Source organism: Curtobacterium sp. MMLR14_010, assembly GCF_001865015.1.
Lineage (GTDB): Bacteria > Actinomycetota > Actinomycetes > Actinomycetales > Microbacteriaceae > Curtobacterium.
This window is the reverse complement of record NZ_MJGV01000032.1, coordinates 1-2,593: the sequence shown is the minus strand read 5'-3', so window position 1 is coordinate 2,593 and position 2,593 is coordinate 1. Positions and strand designations below refer to the sequence as shown.

Annotated in this window: 4 protein-coding genes; 2 read left to right on the top strand and 2 right to left on the bottom strand. The window is 72.8% G+C overall.

Annotation, left to right across the window (positions count from 1 at the left end; genetic code table 11):
* Both BIU98_RS07680 and BIU98_RS07675 read right to left on the bottom strand, forming a co-directional pair.
* A partial coding sequence (locus BIU98_RS07680; RefSeq protein WP_071274318.1) for an aminotransferase class IV occupies positions 1 to 637 on the bottom strand: 637 nt, incomplete at its 3' end.
* Positions 638 to 656: 19 nt separating this feature from the next.
* Complete coding sequence (locus BIU98_RS07675) at positions 657 to 938, bottom strand: tryptophan synthase subunit alpha (protein WP_254787822.1); 282 nt, start codon at positions 936 to 938, stop codon at positions 657 to 659.
* A gap of 133 nt (positions 939 to 1,071) precedes the next feature.
* On the opposite strand from BIU98_RS07675, the gene BIU98_RS07670 reads away from it, so the two are divergent.
* Entirely contained in the window at positions 1,072 to 1,593 is a 522-nt protein-coding gene (locus BIU98_RS07670) for an 8-oxo-dGTP diphosphatase (protein ID WP_071274315.1), read from the top strand.
* A 169-nt stretch (positions 1,594 to 1,762) separates the two neighbouring features.
* Positions 1,763 to 2,593: AMP-binding protein (locus BIU98_RS07665; RefSeq protein WP_139200619.1), on the top strand; the 831-nt coding region annotated here is incomplete at its 3' end.

Below are 2,593 nucleotides of genomic sequence, written 5' to 3'. Positions count from 1 at the left end.
CGAGTCGTCCGCCGACCGACATCACCAGGTTGGCGCGGGTGCCCTCGAGCACGTAGCCGTCGCTCGAGACGAACAGGGCGTCGTCGGCGCCGCGGCGGACGGCCTCGCGCAGTGCGGCCATGTTCACGGCGTACGAGAGCGACTTCGCGCCCTGCAGCAGCCACGGCGAGGTGCGCTCGACGTCGTGGCGGTACCCGCGGTCGAGCGTCACGACCGAGATGCCCTGCGTCCTGGCGGGCGTCGAGTCGCCGGAGGCTGCCGCATAGACCCACCCCGTCGGGCGGTCGGAGCCCTCGACGCCGCGGGTCATCACGGTCTTCGCGAAGGCCTCGTGCACGGGGTCGAGCTCGGCGCAGACGGCCTCGACCGCGCGGCGCCAGGCGTCGAGGTCGGGCAGCGGCAGGTCGAGCATGCGGGCCGAGCGCACGAACCGGTCGAGGTGGGCCTCGAGCGCCTGGGGGCGGCCGTCGACGACCGTGATGGTCTCGAAGACGCCGTCCCCGCGGATGATGCCGAGGTCCTGCACCTGGATGGTCGTGGCGAGGGGGGCCTCGTACGTGAAGGCGTCGGCGGCGGGGTCGTGCGCGGCGGCCTCGCGCGAGGGCTGGTTCAGGACGGCGAGCACGGTTTCGGTCATGCGACCATCCAACCGCAGGTCAGCTCTGCTCCGGCAGGGCTCCCATGAGCTTCCAGACGGCTTCGGTCAGCTCCGGGTGCTGCAGCGCGATGCGGCGCAGCCGGTGGTACTCCTCGCCGAGTCGGGTGCCCTGTCCGGAAGCGGGGTGCATCGACCACTGCGAGCTGCGACGTCCGATCGCGTCGTCCATCTCGAGGGCCTCCGCGCGGAGGATGAGCACGACCTGCTCGTCGACCGTCGGCAGCATCGGCATGAACTCCCACGGGTCGTCGCCCTGCCGACTGCGGTGCTCGACGATCATCGAGATCTCCTCGGCAGCCTCGGCCCGCAGCACTTCGAGGCTGCGCCCGAACCGCCGGTGCTCAGCCACCGTGCCCCCGCAGACCACCTGCCATGGAACGAGCGTACGCCAGATCATCGGCCAGACTGGACACGTGCCGACCCGTGACGAGACGAAGAACCAGCACCCCCGAGTCGTCGTCGTGTACCTGCTGCGCGACGGTGCCGACGGGCCGGAGGTGCTCCTCGGGGAGAAGCGCCGCGGCCTCGGGACGGGCCGGGTGGTCGGCCCCGGCGGCAAGCGCGAGCCGGGGGAGTCGGCGGTCGAGACCGCCGTCCGCGAGGTCGCCGAGGAGGTCGGCCTGCGGCTCGACGCAGCCGACCTGGAGGCTCGTGGCACGTTGGACTACCGGTTCCCGTTCCGACCGTCCTGGTCCCAGGTCTCCGACGTCTTCGTCGGTCGGCGGTGGTCCGGCACCCCCACCGCGAGCGACGAGCTCGCGGCGCGGTGGGTCCCGGTGGACGCGGTGCCGTACGACGCGATGTGGGACGACGCCCGCTGGTGGTTGCCGGGCGTGCTCCGCGGCGGGACCGTCGACGCACGCTTCACGTTCGCGGAGGACAACGCGAGCGTTGCCGGCTTCACGGGCACGGGCGTCGAGGCTCCGCCCGTCTGACCCGGGTCACGGTCCACCCCTCGGGCCACTGCGGCATGTCGCAGCGATCAGCGGGTTCCCGCATCCGGCCCTCGACAGCCGTCGCGACCGTCCGCGCGCGGGTTAGCGTCGGGTCGACCCGGCGTCGCCATGCCGGTGCCCGTCGCACCATGCACTGAGAGGGGACGAGGTGCTCAGCTCCACCGGAACGCCGACCTCGGCCGCCGGCACGCCGCGCGACCAGCCGTCGCACACGCCGTCCACACCGTTGTCCGACCACCGCGGAGGACCCGTCGCCGACGCGTCGGTCCTCGACGCCCTCACCGCGGTCGCGACCCGTGCACCAGGCGCGCTCGCCCTCCAGGACGACCACGGTTCACTCACGCACGGTGAGCTCGACCGCATGACGCGCGCCCTCGGTGTCCTCCTCGACGAGCGCCTCACCCCCGACGACCACAGCGGCCTCGGCGTCGAGGTCGAGCAGGGCGGCACCTCCGTCCCCGTCGGCGTGATGGTGACCCACGGCGTCTCCTCCGTGCTGGCCCTCCTCGGCCTCGTCCGTGCCGGTCGGATCATCGTCGCGCTGGACCCGTTCCTCCCCGAGGCACGACTGCGCCACGTGATGACGCTCGCCGGCATCGTCGACGTGGTCGCCGACGCCGCCCATGCCGCGCAGGCGTCGACCCTGGTGGCGGACCCCGCCGCGGTCCTGGCGTTCGAGTCGCTCGTGTCCGAGGCGCGGACGCTCGCCGACGGCGACGAGGTGATCCCGGTCGTGCCCGCGGCAGCCGAGCGCGGTGGACGGGACGCCCTCGACATCATCTTCACGTCCGGCTCGACCGGAGCACCGAAGGGCGTCGTCATGACGCACCGGCAGGCGTTCGTCGACACGGTCGCGGAACGCGAGGTGTTCCGGTTGGTGCCGGAGGACCGGATCGCCTCGGTCCTGCCGCACGGCTTCTCCGCGGGCTTCTCCCTCCTCCTCTCCGGGCTGCTCGCGGGTGCATCGATGCACCTCGCA

Coding starts and splice junctions, on each gene's coding strand:
- BIU98_RS07675 (WP_254787822.1), bottom strand. CDS start 938: ATGATCGTCGAGCACCGCAGTCGGCAGGGCGACGACCCGTGGGAGTTC.